Source organism: Tenacibaculum pelagium (assembly GCF_014062345.1).
Classification (GTDB): Bacteria; Bacteroidota; Bacteroidia; order Flavobacteriales; family Flavobacteriaceae; genus Polaribacter; species Polaribacter pelagius.
Genome location: NZ_JACGLS010000001.1, coordinates 263,954 through 282,355 on the forward strand (window position 1 = coordinate 263,954; position 18,402 = coordinate 282,355).

General features: G+C 29.7%; 18 protein-coding genes and 1 other RNA gene. 12 read left to right on the forward strand and 7 right to left on the reverse strand.

Annotation, left to right across the window (positions count from 1 at the left end; genetic code table 11):
* Positions 1–123 precede the first annotated feature (123 nt).
* Positions 124–654: a DUF3575 domain-containing protein gene (locus H3Z83_RS01225; RefSeq protein WP_182123661.1), complete on the reverse strand. Its 531-nt coding sequence runs from the start codon at positions 652–654 to the stop codon at positions 124–126.
* A 99-nt stretch (positions 655–753) separates the two neighbouring features.
* Here H3Z83_RS01225 and H3Z83_RS01230 point away from each other — a divergent pair, with 99 nt between their 5' ends.
* On the forward strand, positions 754–1,674 hold the full coding sequence (locus H3Z83_RS01230) for a tyrosine recombinase (RefSeq protein ID WP_182123662.1): 921 nt from the start codon (positions 754–756) through the stop codon (positions 1,672–1,674).
* A 23-nt stretch (positions 1,675–1,697) separates the two neighbouring features.
* Here H3Z83_RS01230 and ffs read toward each other — a convergent pair.
* Positions 1,698–1,796: signal recognition particle sRNA small type (gene ffs / locus H3Z83_RS01235), an RNA gene on the reverse strand.
* Between the two features lie 162 nt (positions 1,797–1,958).
* On the opposite strand from ffs, the gene H3Z83_RS01240 reads away from it, so the two are divergent.
* The 4 genes from H3Z83_RS01240 (at position 1,959) to H3Z83_RS01255 (ending at position 7,086) form a co-directional block, all read left to right on the forward strand.
* On the forward strand, positions 1,959–2,477 hold the full coding sequence (locus H3Z83_RS01240) for a DUF4199 domain-containing protein (RefSeq protein ID WP_182123663.1): 519 nt from the start codon (positions 1,959–1,961) through the stop codon (positions 2,475–2,477).
* 80 nt (positions 2,478–2,557) lie between these two features.
* Entirely contained in the window at positions 2,558–3,514 is a 957-nt protein-coding gene (locus H3Z83_RS01245) for a glycosyltransferase family 2 protein (RefSeq protein WP_182123664.1), read from the forward strand.
* Between the two features lie 33 nt (positions 3,515–3,547).
* Positions 3,548–5,257 (forward strand): phospho-sugar mutase, encoded by a 1,710-nt coding sequence (locus H3Z83_RS01250; protein WP_182123665.1) that lies wholly within the window; start codon positions 3,548–3,550, stop codon positions 5,255–5,257.
* Positions 5,257–7,086, forward strand: coding sequence for an ABC transporter ATP-binding protein (locus H3Z83_RS01255; RefSeq protein WP_182123666.1), 1,830 nt, complete (start codon positions 5,257–5,259; stop codon positions 7,084–7,086). The genes H3Z83_RS01250 and H3Z83_RS01255 overlap by 1 nt, the downstream gene beginning before the upstream one ends.
* A gap of 37 nt (positions 7,087–7,123) precedes the next feature.
* On the opposite strand, the gene H3Z83_RS01260 is transcribed toward H3Z83_RS01255, so the two are convergent.
* The 3 genes from H3Z83_RS01260 to H3Z83_RS01270 are packed head-to-tail and all read right to left on the reverse strand — an operon-like array spanning position 7,124 to position 10,051.
* A complete protein-coding gene (locus tag H3Z83_RS01260) occupies positions 7,124–8,545 on the reverse strand; it encodes a CCA tRNA nucleotidyltransferase (RefSeq protein ID WP_182123667.1) in 1,422 nt (473 codons plus the stop codon).
* Between the two features lie 3 nt (positions 8,546–8,548).
* Complete coding sequence (locus tag H3Z83_RS01265) at positions 8,549–9,097, reverse strand: L-threonylcarbamoyladenylate synthase (protein WP_182123668.1); 549 nt, start codon at positions 9,095–9,097, stop codon at positions 8,549–8,551.
* Between the two features lie 3 nt (positions 9,098–9,100).
* A complete protein-coding gene (locus H3Z83_RS01270; protein ID WP_182123669.1) occupies positions 9,101–10,051 on the reverse strand; it encodes a Stealth CR1 domain-containing protein in 951 nt (316 codons plus the stop codon).
* Positions 10,052–10,255: 204 nt separating this feature from the next.
* Between H3Z83_RS01270 and pseB the strand changes: the two genes are divergently transcribed.
* From pseB to pseI, 5 genes are read left to right on the forward strand one after another with little or no spacing between them, the layout of a single operon-like run.
* The gene (gene pseB, locus H3Z83_RS01275; protein ID WP_182123670.1) at positions 10,256–11,287 is read left to right on the forward strand and encodes a UDP-N-acetylglucosamine 4,6-dehydratase (inverting); all 1,032 of its coding nucleotides are present in this window, start codon (positions 10,256–10,258) and stop codon (positions 11,285–11,287) included.
* Positions 11,287–12,438 carry a UDP-4-amino-4,6-dideoxy-N-acetyl-beta-L-altrosamine transaminase gene (gene pseC / locus H3Z83_RS01280; RefSeq protein ID WP_182123671.1) on the forward strand — a complete coding sequence of 384 codons (1,152 nt, stop codon included), beginning with the start codon at positions 11,287–11,289 and terminating at the stop codon, positions 12,436–12,438. The genes pseB and pseC overlap by 1 nt, the downstream gene beginning before the upstream one ends.
* On the forward strand, positions 12,431–13,126 hold the full coding sequence (gene pseF / locus H3Z83_RS01285) for a pseudaminic acid cytidylyltransferase (protein ID WP_182123672.1): 696 nt from the start codon (positions 12,431–12,433) through the stop codon (positions 13,124–13,126). Before pseC ends, pseF begins: the two co-directional genes overlap by 8 nt.
* Complete coding sequence (locus H3Z83_RS01290) at positions 13,116–14,150, forward strand: GNAT family N-acetyltransferase (RefSeq protein WP_182123673.1); 1,035 nt, start codon at positions 13,116–13,118, stop codon at positions 14,148–14,150. Before pseF ends, H3Z83_RS01290 begins: the two co-directional genes overlap by 11 nt.
* Positions 14,134–15,153 (forward strand): pseudaminic acid synthase, encoded by a 1,020-nt coding sequence (gene pseI, locus H3Z83_RS01295; RefSeq protein WP_220455430.1) that lies wholly within the window; start codon positions 14,134–14,136, stop codon positions 15,151–15,153. Before H3Z83_RS01290 ends, pseI begins: the two co-directional genes overlap by 17 nt.
* A 116-nt stretch (positions 15,154–15,269) precedes the next feature.
* Here pseI and H3Z83_RS01300 read toward each other — a convergent pair whose 3' ends face one another.
* Together H3Z83_RS01300 and H3Z83_RS01305 are read right to left on the reverse strand one after the other, a co-directional pair.
* Positions 15,270–16,283 (reverse strand): hypothetical protein, encoded by a 1,014-nt coding sequence (locus tag H3Z83_RS01300; protein ID WP_182123674.1) that lies wholly within the window; start codon positions 16,281–16,283, stop codon positions 15,270–15,272.
* Positions 16,284–16,391: 108 nt separating this feature from the next.
* Positions 16,392–17,207: a 2,3,4,5-tetrahydropyridine-2,6-dicarboxylate N-succinyltransferase gene (locus H3Z83_RS01305; RefSeq protein ID WP_182123675.1), complete on the reverse strand. Its 816-nt coding sequence runs from the start codon at positions 17,205–17,207 to the stop codon at positions 16,392–16,394.
* Positions 17,208–17,322: 115 nt separating this feature from the next.
* On the opposite strand from H3Z83_RS01305, the gene ruvX reads away from it, so the two are divergent.
* A complete protein-coding gene (gene ruvX, locus H3Z83_RS01310; RefSeq protein ID WP_182123676.1) occupies positions 17,323–17,733 on the forward strand; it encodes a Holliday junction resolvase RuvX in 411 nt (136 codons plus the stop codon).
* A gap of 54 nt (positions 17,734–17,787) precedes the next feature.
* Positions 17,788–18,375 (forward strand): peptide deformylase, encoded by a 588-nt coding sequence (gene def / locus H3Z83_RS01315; protein WP_182123677.1) that lies wholly within the window; start codon positions 17,788–17,790, stop codon positions 18,373–18,375.
* The last annotated feature ends 27 nt before the right edge of the window (positions 18,376–18,402 follow it).

The following is an 18,402-nucleotide window of genomic DNA, read 5'->3' on the forward strand; positions in this document are numbered from 1 at the left end:
CAATGTTAATTATATACTTTATTTCTCCTAAAAAAACAATCATCTAATTACCAAGTCGTTATATTATTTAATAAAAAAAGGAAACAATTTCTTGCTTCCTTTTTAAGTTATATTTTGATTTAATTACCAAGCGTAACCTAAAGATAAACCTAATTTAGGTAAGAAACCTTCAATACCAGTTGAAGATATAGAACCACTTGTAGAAATTGATGCATATTGAGCTCCAAAGTTTAAATCTAATGCAAAACCAGAATCTCCTCCACCAAATACCCATTGGTATCCAGCAACTGCTCCAGCACCAAAGAAAGAAAAATCTCCAGACTCACCTGCAGAATCTAAAGAAGTTGTAGAGTAAGATACTACTGGTGCAGCATACCATCCTCTTGGAGTATTATCTGCAAAATAAAATTTATACTTTCCTTCAGCTCCGAAACCATTAGATTTAGCATCAACCTGACCTCCTGTTGTATTAACTTTTAAACTTGAATAAGCAACAGCTAATTCAATCGAACTGTTATCAGAAACAACTCTTTCATAACCTACTTCAAAAGATCCAAAAGCTAAAGCTAAAGGGTTAGCTTTAATTACATTTTTTTGCGCATTTGCTGTAAAAGCTCCTGCTACCATAGCAACTACTAATAATAATTTTTTCATGATTTTTTTTAATTTATAATTATAAGTTTGTTTTGCTAAAATAAATTTATTTTTAACTTCGGCATAAGTTTTTTTTAAAAAAAAAGCATATAAAAAATAATGATCTGGAAATCAACCCTATATGATTACTCTAATTTTCTTAAACTAGAAAGAGGACTCTCTAAAAACTCTATTTCTAGTTACCAAAGAGATATTAAAAAGCTAGTTTTATTCTTAGAATCTACAAATAATAATGTATCCCCTACTCATATCAATTCGGAAAACATTCAGCAATTCATTTATAACGCTAGTAAAAGTATTAATTCAAGAAGTCAGGCTCGTTTAATATCTGGATTGCGTAGTTTTTTTGATTATTTAGTTTTTGAAGATTATCGAAAAGATAACCCAACAGATTTAATTGAAAGCCCTAACATAACTAGAAAATTACCAGATACACTTGAAAAGGAAGAAGTAGATAATTTAATAGCTGCTATCGATTTAAGCAACCCCCAAGGAGAACGCAACAAAACCATTATTGAAACTATTTACAGTTGTGGATTACGTGTAAGTGAACTAATTAATTTACAACTATCAGATTTATTTTTTGACGAAGGTTATATCCGTGTTTTAGGGAAAGGAAACAAATACCGTTTTGTACCTATACATATAACTACCATTCTTCGATTAAATTTTTATACCAGAGAAATTCGTTCTCGAATTACACCTAAAGAAAATGAAGAAGATATTGTTTTTTTAAACAGAAGAGGAAAACGACTAACTAGACAAATGATTTTTATAATTTTAAAAGAGTTAGCAATAAAAACCAACCTTAAAAAGAGTATTGGTCCACACACATTACGTCATTCTTTTGCTACCTATTTATTAAAAAACGGAGCAGATTTACGTGTAATTCAACAATTGTTAGGTCATGAAAGTATAACAACAACAGAAATTTATGTGCATTTAGACACTAGTTATCTTCAAGAAGTTGTTGATATGCATCACCCTAGAAGTAGTTTAAATTTAAAAGAAGAAGAATAATTTACGAAACTATCGGGTACAAAAAAAGGCAAGCTACCTACATCACACTGCTACAACCTAATACCCTTGCTGCGTTCCCGCCCTGGGGGATTCAAAGGGAGCTAGTTGTGTAGGACTTGCCGCTGCAAATTTACAGCCTTTTTTGAAAAAAACAACGAAAAAAATATAGTATTTTTTGTAACATTTTTAACTCTTTGAATACTAATGTATTGTTTGGTATTTTTTTATTATAAAATCTACAAAACAAAAAACTATATATTTGTTAAACTAACTAAAATTAAACAATGGAAAATCAAACAAACAGTAAAAGCATTATTTTAAATTATGGTCTATTAACAGGTGGAGTTGCTATTTTATTAGGTTTAGTAGCTTATGCTATGGGGAATACATACAATCCAGGTGTTATACTTAGTATTTTAACCTATTTAGTCCCTATCGTTTTAATCGTTTTAGGAATTAAAAAATTCAAACAGAATAACAATGACTATTTAGCTTGGGGGCAAGCTGTTAAGATAGGTGTTGGTATTGCTTTAATATGGGGGTTATTAGCCGTTATTTTTGGTTACTTACTTGAAAATGTTATCGACCCGAATTTAATTGAACAAAAAATGATCGTTTTAAGAGAAGGCTTCGAAAAATGGGGTTTAGATGAGGATATGATTGAACAGCAATTGGAAGCACAACAAAATACAAATCCTCTTTTAGCGTCTTCTATGGCATTATTGTTTTTTGCTTTTATAGGCTTTGTAGTTTCTGCAATAGCAGGTGCAATTATGAAAAAAACTGAAGAAAACGATTATTAAGAATTGTTTAAGAAAGTAATGGTTATAATATCTGCCAAAGACTTCGTAACTTTACACTTTAAACATTTGGAATATATACTATGGATATATCGGTAGTAATACCACTTCTTAACGAAGAAGAATCTTTACAAGAATTACACGATTGGATTGCAAAAGTTATGCAATCCAATCGTTATTTATACGAACTTATTTTTATCGATGATGGTAGTACAGATACCTCTTGGGAAGTTATCGAACAGCTATCTTCAAAAAACAAGGCCGTAAAAGGAATTCGTTTTCAAAAAAACTACGGAAAATCACAAGCTTTAGATGCTGGTTTTGGTTTAGCTCAAGGACGAGTTGTCATAACCATGGATGCCGATTTACAAGATAGCCCTGATGAAATTCCTGAATTATATAACTTAATCGTTAACGATAATTTCGATTTAATTTCTGGATGGAAAAAGAAGCGTTACGATAATGTTGTTACCAAAAACATTCCTTCTAAACTCTTTAATTGGGCAGCTCGTAAAACATCAGGTTTAAAATTACATGATTTTAATTGTGGATTGAAAGCCTATAAAAATGAAGTAGTTAAAGCTGTAAAGGTTAGTGGCGAAATGCACCGTTACATTCCTGTTTTAGCAAAAAATGAAGGGTTTAATCGTATTGATGAAAAAGTTGTGCAACATCAAGCACGTAAATACGGCGTAACCAAATTTGGAATGGATCGTTTTGTTAATGGTTTTTTAGATTTAATTACCATTTCATTCCTTTCAAAATTCGGGAAACGCCCAATGCACTTTTTTGGTTTATGGGGTAGCTTAATGTTTATCTTTGGATTTTGCGCTGCTTTTTTTATTGGCGCAATGAAATTATACCGTTTATCTGCAGGTATAAAAACCATTTTAGTGACTAGTAATCCTTGGTTTTATATCGCACTAACTTCAATGGTTTTAGGTACTTTATTATTTTTAGCAGGCTTTTTAGGTGAGCTAATTATTAAAAGTAATCCGCAACAAAAACATTATAGTATTAAAGAGAAATTGAATTTTTAAAACTCGTATCTTTGTACGTTTTTAATTTGACACATGAAAGAGATCTTAAACAAGGCTAAACTATGGCTTTCTGATACATTTGATTCAGAAACAAGAAATGAAATTCAACAATTAATCGATACTAAATCTGATGATTTAGCTGATCGTTTTTATAAAAATTTAGAGTTTGGTACTGGTGGTATGCGTGGTATAGTAGGTGCTGGTACTAATAGAATTAATAAATACACTTTAGGAAAAGCCACACAAGGCTTAAGTAACTACTTACTGCAATCCTTTCCAAATAAAGAATTAAAAGTTGCTATTGGTTACGATTGTCGTCATGACAGTAAATGGTTAGCAAAGGTTGTTGCTGATGTATTCTCTGCAAATAATATTAAAGTGTATCTTTTCGAAGATATGCGTCCTACACCAGAATTATCTTTTGCTGTAAACCATTTAGGTTGTGATGCTGGTATCGTTTTAACTGCTTCTCACAATCCGCCAGAATACAACGGTTATAAAGTGTATTGGAACGATGGTGGGCAAATTGTACCTCCACAAGACCAAGAGATAATTAACGAAGTAAATTCTTTAGAGTATACAGATATTCACTTCAATGCTAATGAAAACTTAATTACTTCAATAGGAAGTGAAATTGATGAAGCTTTTTGGAAAGCATCTATAGAAAACGGAACTTTTGATATAAAAGGAAGAAAAGATTTAAAAATTGTATTTACTTCTTTACACGGAACTTCTATCAAATTAATTCCTGAAGTTTTAAAACGTGCTGGTTATACTCAAGTACATATTGTAGAAGATCAAGCAACTCCTGATGGAGATTTCCCAACTGTGGCTTCTCCAAACCCTGAAGAACCTGCTGCATTAAAAATGGCTGTAGATTTAGCCAATGAATTAGATGCTGATATCGTTTTAGGAACCGATCCTGATTCAGATAGAATTGGTATTGCTGTTCGTGATACTGATGGAAACATGAAATTGTTAAACGGAAATCAAACCATGGGTATGATGACCGATTTTCTAATCAATGATTGGAAAAAACAAGATAAATTAAACGGAAAACAATTTGTAGGTTCTACTATTGTTTCTTCTAATTTTGTAAATGAAATAGCTGATTCATACGGAGTAGAAACCAAAGTAGGTTTAACCGGTTTTAAATGGATTGCTAAAATGATTAAAGACCATCCTGAACTAAATTTCATAGGGGGTGGTGAAGAAAGTTTTGGTTATATGGTTGGCGATTTTGTTCGCGATAAAGATGCTGTAACCTCTGCCCTACTAGCTTGTGAAATTGCTGCAGACGCAAAAGCAAATAATAGCTCTTTTTATAAAGAATTATTAAATTTATATACCAAAAATTACTTTTACAAAGAACATTTAATTTCTATAGTTAAAAAAGGAATGGATGGCGCAGCACAAATCAAACAAATGATGGTTGATTTACGTAACAATCCATTTACTGAAATTGATGGCTCTAAAGTTGAATTTTTATGTGATTATCAATCTTCGATAAAAAAGAATTTAATCACTGGAGAAGAATTTGTTATGGATATTCCAAAATCTAATGTGTTAATTTATCATACTGAAGATGGAACTAAAATAGCTGCTAGACCAAGTGGAACTGAACCTAAGATTAAATTCTATTTTAGCGTGAAAGCTCCTTTAAATAAAATAAGCGAAGCTGTTGAAGTTGAAAATAACTTAGATGCTAAAATCCAACGAATTATTAAAGAATTAAACTTATAATGCAAAATTTTAAGCGAATATTAATATACACATATCCTTACAAAAAGTATGCTTTTCTAAACATACTTTTTAATATACTTTATGCCGTATTTAACGTTTTATCTGTTCTAGCTTTTATTCCTGTACTAGGAATACTATTTAACACTAGTGAAAAAGTTAGTACACCACCAAAGTATGATGGATTTGAAAGCTTATCAAACTATACACAAGAAAGTTTAAATTATAAAGTTTCTCGACTAATTGAAAGCGGTGGAGCTGAAGATGCATTATTATTAGTTAGTGGGCTCACATTATTTTTATTCTTTTTTAAAAATTTATTTAGATACTTAGCTTCTTATTTTATTGTCTTCTTACAAATGGAGACAATTCGTGATTTAAGAAACGTCTTATTTCAAAAATACATTAATCTACCTTTACCATTTTTTTCTGAAAAACGTAAAGGTGACGCTATTTCGAGAATCACTGCTGACATTAATGAAATACAAGCCTCTTATTTATCAACCTTAGAAACTTTAGTTAGAGAGCCCTTAACTATTATTTTCACCTTGATTTCTATGTTTTTAATAAGTGCAAAACTTACACTATTTGTATTTATTCTACTACCTGTTTCAGGATTAATCATTTCTTCAATTAGTAAAAAATTAAAAATGTCTTCTCTTTTATTACAAAGAGAAAATAGTAGTTTTCTTTCTATTATTGAAGAAAGTCTTTCTAGTTTAAAAATTATTAAAAGTTTTACTGCTGAAAATTTAATAATAAAAAAATATGAGAAAATAGTAGATAACCTATACAGGCTCACGACCTCTGTATGGCAGAGAAAACTATTAGCTTCGCCTTTGAGTGAGTTTTTGGGGACAATTACTATTGTTGCTATTTTATGGTTTGGTGGACGTTTAGTTCTTACAAATAACAGCGATTTACAACCCCAACAGTTTTTCGCCTATATAGGTTTATTTTATCTTATTTTAAATCCATCAAAAGCTATTTCAACTGCTTTTTATGCTATTCAAAAAGGAAATGCTTCGGCAGAAAGAATACTTGAGATTTTAGATACAGAAAATCCTTTAAAAGATATTGATGCTGCTATTGATAAAACTTCATTTGACTCGGAAATTAAAGTTGATAATATTTCTTTTAAATATGAAAACGATTATGTTTTAAAAGACTTCTCATTAACCATTCCTAAAGGTAAAATGATAGCCTTAGTTGGTCAATCTGGTAGTGGTAAATCTACTATTGCTAATTTATTAACTCGTTTTTACGACATAAATAAAGGAAGTATTTCAATTGACGGAGTTGATATTAAAAACATTAAAAAACATTCCTTACGCCAGTTAGAAGGTTTAGTTACTCAAGATTCAATTTTATTTAACGATTCTATAAAAAATAACATCACTTTAGGTATTGAGAATAAAACGGATGATGAAATTATTGAAGCTGCTAAAATAGCCAATGCTCACGAATTCATTAAGGACCTGCCTAACGGATATGATACTAATATTGGTGATAGCGGAAATAAATTATCTGGAGGACAAAAACAACGTTTAAGTATTGCAAGAGCTGTACTTAAAAATCCACCAATAATGATTTTAGATGAAGCTACATCTGCTTTAGATACTGAATCTGAAAAATTAGTGCAAGATGCTCTAGAGAAAATGATGCAGAACAGAACATCTATTGTTATTGCACATCGATTATCAACTATTCAAAAAGCTGATCTTATAGTTGTAATGCAAAAAGGACAAATTGTAGAGCAAGGCACACATGAAGAATTAATTTCTAAAAAAGGTACTTATAAAAAGCTTGTAGAAATGCAGTCTTTAGGATAAATAAAAAAAGAGAAGTTTAAAACTTCTCTTTTTTTATTTATCCTATTTCTAACCCTAACTTCTTCCCCTTCTCAATCATAAATTGATAAGAAGCTTCATGCTCGTTAGGTATTTTACCATCTAAAATAGCTTCTTTTATAGCCTCTTTTATCTGACCAATTTCTCTACATGGTTTTAAGTTAAATGCCTTCATAATTTCTTCACCTGTAATTGGTGGCTGGAAATTACGCACTCTATCACGCTCTTCAACTTCTTTAATTTTTAAACGTACAAGTTCAAAATTCTTATGATAACGTTTAAATTTCTTTGGATTCTTAGTTGTAATATCCGCCTCACATAAAGTCATTAAACTTTCTACATCATCTCCAGCATCAAATACTAAACGACGAACAGCTGAATCGGTAACTTCGCTTGCTAAAACAATAGGACGAGAACTTAATAAAACCATTTTTTGAACAAATTTCATTTTATTGTTCAAAGGCATGCGTAAACGTTTAAATAGTTTAAACACCATTTTTGATCCTACAAATTCATGCGCATGGAAAGTCCAACCTATTTTTTTGTGATAACGTTTCGTAGGTGCTTTACCTATATCATGCAATAATGCAGCCCAACGTAACCAAACATCATCTGTGTTTTTAGCAATATTATCAACAACTTCTAAGGTATGATAAAAGTTATCTTTGTGTTTTTGTCCATCAACATCCTCTACTCCTTTTAAATCTGTTAATTCTGGCAATATCCTTTTTAACAAATTTGTTTTTTCAAGTAACAAAAACCCTATTGAAGGAGTATTTGATTCTAAAATCTTATTTAACTCAACAATGATACGCTCTTTGGTAATAATATCAAGTCTCGATGCATTTCTTGAAATTGCTTCTAAAGATTCTTGCTCTATTTTAAAATTTAACTGAGTAGCAAAACGAATTGCTCTCATCATTCGCAACGGGTCATCAGAATACGTTATATCTGGGTTTAAAGGAGTTCTAATTACTTTATTATCTAAATCTTCTATTCCTCCAAAAGGATCTAACAATAATCCAAATGTATCTTTATTCAAGCTTAGTGCTAACGCATTGATTGTAAAATCACGTCTATTTTGGTCGTCTTGTAAAGTTCCTTCCGTTACTTCTGGATTTCTACTATCTTCAGTATAAGATTCTTTACGAGCTCCAACAAATTCCACTTCAATATCTTTTAAACGCAACATTGCAGTTCCGTAGGTTTTAAAAACCTGAACTTTGGGTTTATGAGGAAGTAATTCTGCTACTTTTTGGGCTAATTCTATTCCACTGCCAATTGTTACAACATCAATATCTTTTGCTGTTCCTCTTTTTAAAATAAAATCACGAACAAAACCTCCTATTACATAACTTTCTAGTTGTAATTCTTCAGTTGCTTTAGATATATATTGAAATATTTCAGCTGAAATCGCTTCTTTGTAATATTGTTGTTGCATCGATTATTCTCTTATCACAATCACAGAATCGCCATCTATTTTCAAAATTCTAGATGATTTTTCTGATTTCTTTTCCTGGTGCAAATCTACCACATAATCTACACTATTTAAAATAGCTTTACTTATTTCTGAAAATGATTTAGGGGTTGGTTCTCCACTAATATTAGCTGATGTAGAAACAATAGGTTTTCCAAATTCTTCAATTAAATCAACACAAAACTCATCTTTAGGAATTCTAATTGCTATAGTATTATCCTTAGCAATAGTATTATCTGCTAAATTTTTAGGAGCATTGTATATGATTGTTGTAGGTTTTGTTGCCTCTTTTAATATCTCTAAAGCTTTGTCAGAAACTTCGTTTAGATATTCTATCAACATTTCAATAGAAGAAACTAAAATGATTAAACTCTTAGACTCTTCTCTATTTTTAATCTCATAGATTTTTTTTACAGCTTCTATATTAGTAGCATCACATCCTAAACCCCAAACAGTATCTGTTGGGTATAAAATCGTCTTACCTTCTTTTAGTTTATTTACTATTTCCTTTAACATAAGTTATAAAATATATCTTTTATCAAGCCAATCCAAAAAGAATGTAAGTTTATCTTTCGGGCATTGATCTAAACTTTGTAAATTTAAAAACAACTTATTTGATTTATTTACCATTGTATTTAATTTATATTTAGATAAGAAAAAGAATTTATCTCTATTTATATAAATCAATTGATAATCGTCTTTTAAAGTGCAGGTTTTGTTTTTAATTTCTATATGGTTTGCTAATCCTTGTGGAGTAAATTGATCAACACTTCTAAATTTATATTTAATATTGTTTATTTCAATATCAGGATTATTTTCAAAAAAAGTTTTAAATGTTGATTTTCTTAGCGGAGCAGGAATATGTTGAAACTTATAAAACTTCTTTTTAAACCCTACTACTTCAGCAGCTTTTTGTTGTGCTCGCTTATGCTTAGGTTTAATTTTATCTTCTTCTGATGGAGGAAAAATTTTCTTACGAAGTTTTTCTTCTTCAAACTTTAACCATTTACCTCTTATTAATGGCTTTTTGTCTATAAAGAAATCAGAAACTTTAACTTCATTTAATAAAAAGAAATCGTCATTAAAATAGATAAAATGTTCGGCTAATCCTGGTATGTTATATAATTTAGTTTCTACTGGTCTATTAGAAAACACTGGTAAATAGCTACTATGTTCTTTGAAAATATCTTTATGATCAATTATAAAAACATTCTCATATTCTCCCGCATTTTTGTTTTTAATAAAATTAGGAGTTTGATTATCAGTTACAATAAAAATATTTCTAATAAACTTAGCATATCTAAGTATTGAATTAACAGAATATTTTATCTCTTCTACTTGATCTAAACGAGTTCTAAATTCTTTATTCTTAGTAATTTTTTTATCATTTAAATAAGGTAACATTTTTAACTGATGCTGTTCATCTTTACCATCAACCCAAGTAATTACTGCATCTATAGGATAACTCATAGTATCTTATTATTATAAATTATAAAAACTCATGCATTATCATTTATTTATGCCTGTTATAAACAATAAGTTTTCACTGACAAATTTACCATAATTTATACCATTCAAAAATTGATTTTAGGGTTTCTTAAGTTCTACACTTTTAAAAGCTATAAAATATGTATTTTTACAATCTATTTTAAATAGATTTAGAATTAAAAATTTATGTTAAACTTAAATAACCAATCTGTTTTAATTACTGGTGGTACTGGTTCATTTGGTAAGATGTTTACCAAATTAATTTTAAGCAGATTTCCAGATGTTAAACGTCTTGTAATTTTATCTAGAGACGAGCAAAAACATTTTCAAATGGCTCAAGAGTTTCCTGAGTCTAAATATCCTCAAATTCGTTATTTCATTGGTGATGTTAGAGATTTAAAACGATTAGAGAGCGCTTTTGAAGATATCGATATTGTAATTCATGCTGCTGCAATGAAGCACGTTCATTTGGCTGAATACAATCCAATGGAGTGTGTGAAAACTAATATTAATGGAGCTGAAAATGTTATAGATGCAGCTTTAAAATGTGGTGTGAAAAATGTGGTTGCCTTGTCTACGGATAAAGCCGCTGCACCTATTAATTTATATGGTGCTACAAAATTAGCTTCTGATAAATTGTTTATTGCTGCCAATAACATAAAAGGAAAAAGAGACATTAAATTCTCTGTTGTTAGATATGGAAATGTGATGGGATCTAATGGTTCTGTAATGCCTTTCTTTTTAAATAAAAAGAAATCTGGAGCAGATTTTTTACCTATTACGGATGCTGAAATGACACGATTCAACATCTCTTTAGAAGATGGATGTGAAATGGTTTTTTATGCTATTGCAGAAGCATGGGGAGGAGAAGTTTTTGTTCCTAAAATTCCTTCGTATAAAATTACTGATGTAGCAACTGCAATTGCACCTGAATTAGAACAAAAAACAATTGGAATAAGACCAGGTGAAAAGTTACATGAAGAAATGATAACTTCTTCAGATTCATACAATACAGTAGATTTAGGAAGATATTATGCAATTTTACCACAACAATCTCCATACTCTACTTACACAAAAGAAGAGTATAAAAAAGCTTTTAATGCTGTGGATGTACCTAAAGGATTTTCATATGATTCGGGTAACAACGAGGATTGGGAAACTATTGATAGTTTAAGAGAATTAGTAAAGAAACATGTAGATCCAAATTTTGAAGCTTAATGAGTGATTTTAAAATCCCATATGGAAGACAAAATATTCAACAAGATGATATAAACGCTGTTGTTGAAACTTTACAAGCAGATTTTTTAACTCAAGGTCCAAAAGTTAGAGAATTTGAAGAGAAGTTCGCAGCTTATGTTGGTGCTAAATATGCTTTAGCAGTAAATAATGCTACTTCTGGTTTACATTTATCAGTTTTAGCAATGGGCTTAAAAGAAGGTGAACGTGTAATTACAACACCAATTACTTTTGCTGCTTCTGCTAACTGTGTTCGTTTTGCTGGTGGTGAAGTTTGGTTTGCAGATATAGATCCTGACACTTATTTATTATCAATAGAAAGTACTCGAAAACTTATTGAAAGTAAGCCAAAAGGATTTTTTAAAGGAATTATTCCTGTCGATTTTGCTGGTTTACCAGTAAACTTAGAAGAATTTAGAAAGTTAGCCAACGAGCATGATTTATGGATTATTGAAGATGCTTGTCATGCTCCTGGTGGATATTTTGTAGACTCTAACAATCAAAAACAATATTGTGGAAACGGTAATTATGCAGATATTGGAGTATTTTCTTTTCACCCTGTAAAACATATTGCTTGTGGTGAAGGTGGAATGTTAACTACTAATTCCGAAGAAGTTTATAAAAAATTATCTCTATTAAGAACTCATGGAATTACAAAAGAAAATATGAGTGAAAACCACGGAGGTTGGTTTTATGAAATGCAAGAACTTGGGTTTAATTATAGGTTAACCGATTTTCAATCGGCTTTAGGAATAACACAATTAGCAAAGAATAATGACGGAGTTATTAGAAGAAATCAAATTTCTGATACTTATAAAAAAGCTTTTCAAGGAAAAATAAAATTTCAAAGTTTACCTGAAGGAAGTTATAACGCGCATCACTTATTTGTTATTGAAGTTGAAAATAGAAAAGAGTTATACGACTTTTTAAGAAGTCATAATATTTTCGCTCAAATACATTATATCCCTGTTCATACATTACCATACTATAAAGAAATTGGTTATGGAAATGCTGATTTATCTAATGCAGAAAACTACTATGCTAAATGTATTAGTTTACCAATGTTTCCTAGTTTAACTGATAAAGAACAAGAATTTGTAATAGCTAAAGTTTTAGAATTTATTAATGACTAAAATTGCCATTATACCAGCTAGAGGCGGAAGCAAGCGAATTCTAAAAAAGAACATTAAAGATTTTTTAGGAAAACCAATTATTGCTTATTCTATTGAAGCTGCAATAAAAAGTAATCTTTTTGATGAAGTTATAGTTTCTACTGATAGCGAAGAGATAGCAGAAATAGCAAAACAGTTTGGAGCTAAAACTCCTTTCTTAAGAAGTGAAAAAAACTCAGATGATTTCGCAACCACTTTTGATGTAATCAAAGAAGTTTTAGGATGGTATTCAGCCAATGATAAAAATATAGAAACAGCTAGTTGTATCTATGCAACTGCGCCATTTATTACTAGTGATTTATTAAAACAAGCAGAACAAAACTTAACAACTAATCAATTTGACACTGTTTTTCCTGTCATTCGCTTTGGTTTCCCAATACAAAGAGCTATTAAGAAAACAAACGATGCGGGTAAAATGGATTTATTTCAACCTGAACATTTAAACAGTAGATCTCAAGATTTAGAGCCTGCTTTTCAAGATGCTGGACAATTTTACTTCTTTAAACCAAAGGAAGTTTTGAAAAAGAAAAAATTGTGGACCAATAATTCTGGTATTATTGAAATTGATGAATTATTGGCTCAAGATATTGATACAGAAACCGATTGGAAATTAGCAGAACTTAAATATCAACTTGCTTTTGGAAAATAAAAAAAACGCATATAAAGTTTTAGATACTCAATCTTTTTCAAAAGACCACTACTCTATTGTACCTATTCGTTTTGAGGATAGATTACAAATAATGAAATGGCGCAATGAACAAATGTATCATCTACGTCAAGCTAAAATACTTACTGAGGAAGATCAAAATTCATATTTTAAAAACATCGTCTCAAAATTATTTGAGCAAGAAAAACCTAATCAGATTTTATTCTCTTATTTAAAAGGAAATGAATGTATTGGTTATGGTGGTTTAGTTCACATTAATTGGATTGATAAAAATGCTGAAATCTCTTTTATCATGGATACATCTCTAGAAAAAGAGCATTTTAACTTTCATTGGAAAACGTATTTAAGTTTAGTAGAACAAGTTGCGTTTAATGAATTAGTCTTGCATAAAATATTTACTTATGCATTTGATTTAAGACCTCATTTATATACTGCTTTAGAAGAAAGCAATTATAAAAGAGAAGCTATTTTAAAAGAGCATTGTTTTTATAATAATGAGTTTAAAGACGTTATTATTCATTCGAAAATAAACTACAACATCAATTTTAGAAAAGCTAAAAAAGAAGATGTTCGCTTATTATTTGATTGGTCTAATGATCCTTTAACACGTCAAAACTCATATCAGTCAGAAGAAATTAATTTTTATGATCATGAAAAATGGTTTCACAATAAAATCAATGATAAAAACTCTCTTTTACTAGTCGGAATAACTAACAATAAACCTGTAGGGTTGGTTAGATTTGATATAAAAAATGAAAATAGTACTATAGGTATAACTATTAATAAAAACTTTAGAGGTAAAAAATTAGCTCCAAAATTACTAATCGAGGCTAGTAAAATCTATTTTAAAGAATTTACAAAACCTGTTTTAGCTTATATTAAAAAGGAAAATATTGCTTCAGTAAAATCTTTCGAAAAAGCGAGTTTTTGTTATTATAAAGAAGAAAAAATTAATCAAATAGACAGTTACGTTTATAAATTAGAACAACATGATGCCATCAAATAGATGTTTTATTATTGCTGAGCTATCAGCAAATCACAATGGAAGTAAAAAGGTAGCTATTGAAACAATTAAAGCTGCTAAAAGAGCTGGTGCTGATGCTATTAAATTTCAAACTTATACAGCTGATACTATTACTTTAGATTCAAAAAAAGACGATTTTAAACTAAAACAGGGTACTATTTGGGATGGAATGTATTTACACGATTTATACAAACAAGCATATACGCCTTGGGAATGGTTTAAAGATTTATATAGAATTGCTAGAGAAGAAGGTTTAGAGGTTTTCTCTTCTCCTTTTGATAAAACTGCTGTCGATTTATTAGAATCTTTAGATAATCCAATTTATAAAATTGCATCCTTTGAAATCACGGATATTCCGTTAATAGAATATTGTGCTAAAACAATGAAACCTATTATAATTTCTACAGGAATTGCTACTGATGAAGATATTCAATTAGCAGTAGATACATGTAGAAATGTTGGAAATAACGATATTACTTTATTAAAATGTACATCATCTTACCCTGCTCCAATTGAAGAAGCTAATTTGGTAATGATAAAAGATTTAAAAGAAAAATTTGGAGTAAAACCTGGTCTTTCAGATCATACCATGGGAATTGTAACACCTGTAGTAGCTGTTACTTTAGGAGCTAAAGTAATTGAAAAACATTTTATTTTAAACAAAGAAATTGGTGGTCCTGATGCTTCTTTTTCTTTAGATGAAACTGAATTTACACAAATGGTAAATGCAGTGAGAGCTGCTGAAAAAGCTAGTGGAGAAATTAGTTATCAACTAACAGATAAAATGAAAAGTGGTAGAGAATTTTCTCGATCATTATACATTACTGCTGATGTTAAAAAAGGAGATATTCTTACAGAAGAAAATATTCGTTCAGTTAGACCAGGTTTCGGAATGCATCCAAAATATTATAATGATGCTTTAGGTAAAAAATTCAATAACGATTTTGAAAAAGGAACAGCTTTAAGCAAAGAATGTTTCGAATAAATTAAGCTAGTTCTTAATAATTTATAAAACCATCTTTCATTTTTAAAAGTAATGAAAGATGGTTTTATGCTTATGTTGGTTGATAAAATAATTTTGTTCAAAATATCTTATCACTTCTAATAATCTAACTTGTTATAGTTAATATATTTTTCTTGATATTTATAAACATCTATTATCACTTTCTTTTTATTTTCAATAATTTTAGTATCATCAAAATTAAAAAAGTCTATTATAGATTCTTTATATATACCTTTTAAAGTAATTAAGGCAGTACTAATAGTACCCGTAATGTGAGTTGGGTATTCATTATTTAACAAGAAATCTAACTCTATATTAAATTTATTTCTTCGGATTTTAAAACTAAGTTCTTTTTCTAAAATTTTCAATTCCTTATTATCTTCTCTTTTATGAGGAATATATAAGATCTCTTTATCTTTATAAAATTCTGAAATTCTTTTTAAAGTCGTAAAATAATCTTCAAAAAGTAAAATTTTACTATCTACAACAGCTGTTCCAATAAGATAAACCTTATTACTTTCCTCTTTTTTAGAGTCTTTTTTTAACGAATGCAACCAAGTAAAATCATTTTGAATGTATTCATGATTTTCATAATTGGGTAAATTATAAAACGTGAAGAAATTAACGTCGGTTACATCCTCATCAATTTTTATTTTATTTGAAGCATAAATTTTTTGAATTAAATCATATTTAAATCCAACTTTATTTTTTCCTTTAAATAATGAAAATCGTTTAGTTAAATTCCCTGTAGCTTTATATTCCTTAGCGATAGCAATAGTTGCAGCACCATCGTCTAAAATATATAGTTTCTTATAATTAAGATTATTTACAAAATAAGACGCTATTGGAAAAGCACGAGTAAATAAATATTGATATTTTTCTTTTTTTAATTTCTTTACCAACTTTAGCCAAGAAACACCATAAGAAGTCTTTTTTTTGGTTCTTATAATATTATTCCAATCTCCTGATTTTTCAATCAAAAAATTTATAGTGCCATCTTCTCTTTTATTAGACTTAATAATTAGTAAAGTATCAGCTATTTTAAATTGTTTTCGTGCTTCAATTGCTCCTAACATTTCAAGCGACGTTCTTATAAAAAAAACAGATTTCATTTTTTGAATTATAGTTTCCCTTTTAAATGTTAGGCTAATCTTATTTATATAAATCTTATCTCAACTACTACTCCAAGTAATAATCTCAGTGAATTGTTTAAAAATAATCTATACCGCTACATCATACTCTCTAAGAGCATCATTTAACGAAGTTTTCTTATTAGTACTTTCTTTACGCTTACCTATAATCAATGCACAAGGAACTTGGTATTCACCTGCAGCAAATTTCTTCGTATAACTTCCAGGAATAACTACTGATCTTGCAGGAACTCTTCCTTTCATCTCTACTGGTTCGTCTCCAGTAACATCAATAATTTTTGTACTCATTGTTAATACTACATTAGCTCCTAATACAGCTTCCTTCTCTACTCTTACCCCTTCCACAACAATACAACGAGAACCAATAAAAGCTCCATCTTCTATAATCACAGGAGCAGCTTGTAAAGGCTCTAAAACTCCACCAATACCAACACCTCCTGACAAATGCACATTCTTACCTATTTGAGCACAAGAACCAACTGTAGCCCAAGTATCAACCATTGTACCTTTATCTACATAAGCACCAATATTCACATAACTTGGCATTAAAATAGTACCTGCAGAAATATAAGCTCCATGACGTGCTACAGCGTTAGGAACCACACGAATTCCTTTAGCTTCGTAATCTCTTTTTAATGGAATTTTATCGTGATATTCGAAAATACCAGCTTTTAGAGTTTCCATTTTTTGAATAGGAAAATATAAAACTACTCCTTTCTTAACCCACTCGTTTACTTGCCATCCATCAGCTGTTGGTTCTGCTACACGTAACTCACCTGCATCTAATAAATCAACAACTTTTCTAATAGCATTAATTGTAGTTTCTTCTTTTAATAAATCGCGATTATCCCACGCTTTTTCTATAATTGATTGTAATTCAGTCATTTCAATAATTTTCTACAAATATAAAATCTCTATTTCAATATAACGCGAAGATACATTTTTTAAACAGATGCTTGTACCATGTTTAAAATCCGTATTTTTGCCAAAAACAAAGCATGTGGGAAGAATTTTAGCCATCGATTTTGGAAAAAAAAGAACTGGTATTGCGGTTACTGATGAATTACAAATAATAGCATCAGGATTAACTACTGTAAATACTAAAGAGTTAATTCCTTTTTTAAAAGACTATGCTAAAAAAGAAAACGTAGAGCTTTTCATTATTGGTAAACCAAAACAAATGGATAATACTGATAGTGAGAGCGAAGAATTAATACTACTTTTTTTAAAAAAATTAGAAAAATCAATTCCTAATATTCCTATAAAAAGAGAAGATGAACGATTTACTTCTAAAATGGCTTTTCAAACAATGATTGATAGCGGTTTAAATAAGAAGCAACGCCAAAATAAAGCTTTGGTTGATGAAATCAGTGCTACCATCATCTTACAATCGTATTTATACAACAAATAATTTTCTAGCAAAACCATTCTTTGTATTTTTGCACTCTTAAAAAATTAAAAATACATGATTTTACCAATTGTTGCTTACGGAGATCCCGTGTTACGTAAAGTAGGAACAGAAATCGATAAAGACTATCCGCAGTTAGAAAAGTTAATTGCTGATATGAAAGAAACGATGTACAATGCACAAGGTGTAGGTTTGGCTGCTCCACAAATTGGAAAAGCAATTCGTTTATTTTTAATTGATGCCTCTCCTTTTGCTGATGATGAAGATTTATCGGAAGAAGATAGAAAAGCTTTAGAAAACTTTAATCATGTATTTATCAACGCTAAAATTGTTGAAGAAACTGGTGATGAATGGGCTTTTAACGAAGGATGTTTAAGTATTCCTGATGTTCGCGAAGATGTATTTCGTCAAGAAACTATTACGATTGAATATCAAGATGAAAACTTCGAAAAGCATACGCAAACTTTAAGTGGATTAGCAGCTCGTGTTTTTCAACATGAATACGATCATATCGAAGGGGTTTTATTTACCGATAAATTATCTTCTTTAAAGAAAAGATTAATTAAAAAGAAATTAGAAAATATTTCTAAAGGAAAAGTAAACGCAGGATACAGAATGCGTTTTCCTAACGCCAAAAGAAAATAAGTCTTTAAGACATTAAAATATTATAAT